Source organism: Streptomyces sp. NPDC054840 (assembly GCF_053611065.1).
The window spans coordinates 1-3,300 of sequence record NZ_JBSGZP010000755.1; the positions used below are offsets into that span (position 1 = coordinate 1).

A 3,300-nucleotide genomic window follows, 5' to 3' on the forward strand; every position below is an offset into this window, starting at 1 on the left:
CCTCGGAACCGTGGCTCGCCACCTCCTTCGTCGCCGGACCCTCCCTCGCCGAGGCCGTGGCGGCCCACGGCCCGCTCCCGCTGCGGGCCGTACGGATCCTCGGCAAGGCCCTCGCCAAGGCCCTGGGGACGATGCACGCGCAGGGCCTCGTACACCGCGACGTGAAGCCCGGGAACGTCCTCCTCGGCATGGACCGGCCCCGGCTCATCGACTTCGGGATCGCCCGCGGCGGCGAACACACCGCCCTGACCTCAGCCGACGCCGTACTCGGCACTCCCGGCTTCCTCTCGCCCGAACAGGCCGAGGGCCGCCCCGCCGAACCGGCCGGCGATGTCTTCTCGCTCGGCTGCCTCCTCGCGTACGCCGCCACCGGACGGCTGCCCTTCGGCACCGGTACCGTGGACGCGGTGCTCTACCGCACGGTCCACGACGAGCCCGACTTCGGCCCCGAGGTCCTCGCCGACCCCGAACTCGCCGCGCTGCTGCGCACCTGCGTCGCCAAACACCCCGACATCCGGCCCACCGCGAGCGAGCTGGACGCGGCGCTGACCGAGGACACCCCCGGGGAAGGCACCGACTGGCTGCCCGACCCGGTCGTCGCGACCATCGCCGAGCGCGCCGCCGTGCTGCTCGCCCTGCCGGGCATCGACGAAACAGTCGCCGACCCGGACGCCGCCCCCGCGCCAGGCACGGCCGCGCCGGCGCCCTCCCGCAGACGGTTCCTCGCGCTCGCCTCCGGCAGCGCCGTGCTCGCGGTCGGCGGCGGCCTGGCCGCCTGGCTGGCGCTGCGCGAGCAGGACAAGCCCAGGACGTCGGGCTCGGACACCCCGAGACAGTGGGTGATCGGTGTGCACGCCGATCTCTCCGGTCCGCAGAAGGCCGCCGGTCAGGCCCAGGAACGCGGGGTGCGCCTGGCCGTCGAGGCCTTCAACTCCCGCAAGGACAAGCTGTTCACGCTCACCGTCGCCACCGCCGACGACGCCGGGAAGGCCGACCGTTCGGCGGCCGCCGCCACCCGACTCATCGCCGACCGTGATCTGTTCGCCGTCGTCGGCCCCACCGGCAACGACTCCGTGATCCCGTGCCTCGAACTCTACGGCGAGGCCTCCGTACCCCTCGTGACCGTGTCCGCCCTGGCGACCACCTTCAGCATCACCGACCGGCGCAGCTTCTTCCAGAGCTGCCCGATCTCCTCGTCCCAGGCCGCCATGGTCAACCTGCAGCTCGCCGGGAAGCAGGGCGTCCGGCGGATGGGCATCCTCAACGACCGCGGCGGGGACACGGACACCTGGCAGGCGGCCCAGCTCGTGACCCGCACCATCGCCCTCTTCGCCCCCGAGGCCACCTACTACGGTCGCGTCGTCCCGCGCGGAGCGACCGATCTGGCCCCGGTGATCACCGACATGCTCGCGCACGGCGTCGACGGCTTCTTCTACACCGGCACCCCGGCCGGCGGAGCCAAGGTCGCCGGGCTGCTGGCCGCCGCCGGCTTCAAGGGCCCCCGCGCGGCCGACTACACCATCGCCGGCCCCGAGTTCCTCGCCGCGGCAGGCCCGGCCGCCGAAGGCTGGCAGTTCTTCACGCCGTACACCGGCCCCGAGGCCCCCGAGGTCGCGGAGGTGACCCGGGCCCACCGGGCGGCGTACGGATCGGCCCCCGACATCTGGACCGCGGAGGCCTTCGACGCCACCCGCCTGATCATCGACCGGCTGGTCGCCACCGCGGCGGGCGGCGCACGCCCGACCCGTGCCGGTCTGCTGACCGCGCTCACCCAAAGCACCTTCCAAGGCCTGACCAAGCAGTACACCTTCAACGAGCGACGGCAGCTCAAGGGCAACATCTACTTCACGCACAAGGTGGAAGGGGGCCTGATGCGCTACGTCGGCCCGGTCGTCCAGCCCGCGGAGGGATAGCCCCCGATGCGCCCCCTCACCCCCGCCGATCCGGCCGCGATCGGGGGCAACCGGCTGCTGGGGCGGCTCGGTTCGGGCGGTATGGGCACCGTGTACCTCGCGCGCTCCGCCACCGGCACCCTCGTCGCCGTCAAGGTCATCCGCGCCGACCACGCCGCGAACCCGGACTTCCGCGCCCGGTTCCGGCGCGAGGTGGAGGCCGCCGGGCAGCTGACCGGGCGCTGGGTGGTCCCGATCGTCGCCGCCGACCCGCAGGCGCGCGAGCCCTGGCTGGCCACCCCCTACGTCCCGGGCCCGTCCCTGTCCGAGGCGGTGGGAGGGTACGGTCCGCTGCCCGTCCGGGCGGTACGGACCCTGGGCTCGCGGCTCGCCGAGGCCCTGGCCCAGGTGCACGCCGCCGGGCTGGTCCACCGCGACGTCAAACCGGGCAACATCCTGCTCGCCCCGGACGGGCCACGGCTGATCGACTTCGGCATCGCGCGGGCCGAGGGCGCGGTCACGCTGACCGCCGTGGACGCCGTCCTCGGCACCCCGGGATACCTGGCACCGGAGCAGGCCCGCACGGACGGCATCGCGGCCGGCGCCCCGAGCGACGTGTTCTCCCTCGGCTGCGTCCTGGCGTACGCGGCGACCGGGCACGGCCCCTTCGGCGGCGGGCACGCGGCCGCGGTGGTCTACCGAACGGTCCACGACGAGCCCGAACTCTCCGACCTACCACCGGAGTTGCTCGATACCGTGCTGGCCTGCCTGGCGAAGGACCCGGCGGCCCGGCCGACCCCGGACGCGCTGCGCCTCCTCCTCGGCGACGGCCTTCCCGGCCCCGACGGCGAGGACTGGCTGCCGCCCCCGCTGCCCCGCCTCATCGCCGAGCGTTCCACCAGGGCGCTGGACCTGCCCGCCCCGGAACCGACCCGGATCGACGCGCCGGAGGCGGCCGTACAGGGCCTCACGCGCAGACGGCTGCTCGGGGCCGGCGCGGGCCTGGCCGTCATCGGCGCGCCGGTCGCCTGGTTCACCACCCGCGGCCGGGCCCGCGGCACGACAACGCCGCCCGCCCGCGAACCCGGCACCCACACCCTCGCCCTCCAGGCCGACCTGACCGGGCCCGGCAAGGAGACCGGCCAGGCTCACGAGCGCGGCATGAAACTGGCCGTGGAGCGGCACAACAGCCGGCCGGACGCCGCGTTCCGGCTGGCCCTGCGTGTCGCCGACGACGGCGGGGACGCCGCGCGCGCCGCGCAGGTGGTCAAGGAGCTGGCCGCCGACCCCGCGGTGGTCGCCCTCATCGGCCCCACCTGGGACGCGGCCGTGTCCGAGCTGGCCATCACCTGCGGCGCGGCCGATCTCGCCCTGCTTCTGGTGTCCGCCGACAGTCCCGAGAACGCCA

General features: G+C 74.9%; 2 protein-coding genes. Both read left to right on the forward strand.

Features of this window, described 5'->3' with window-relative positions; translation table 11 throughout:
* The coding region (locus ACWGIU_RS33470; RefSeq protein WP_453711866.1) for a bifunctional serine/threonine-protein kinase/ABC transporter substrate-binding protein at nucleotides 1–1,913 on the forward strand (1,913 nt) is incomplete at its 5' end.
* A 6-nt stretch (nucleotides 1,914–1,919) separates the two neighbouring features.
* Nucleotides 1,920–3,300, forward strand: a 1,381-nt coding sequence (locus ACWGIU_RS33475; protein WP_453711867.1) for a bifunctional serine/threonine-protein kinase/ABC transporter substrate-binding protein, incomplete at its 3' end; no start/stop codon positions are given.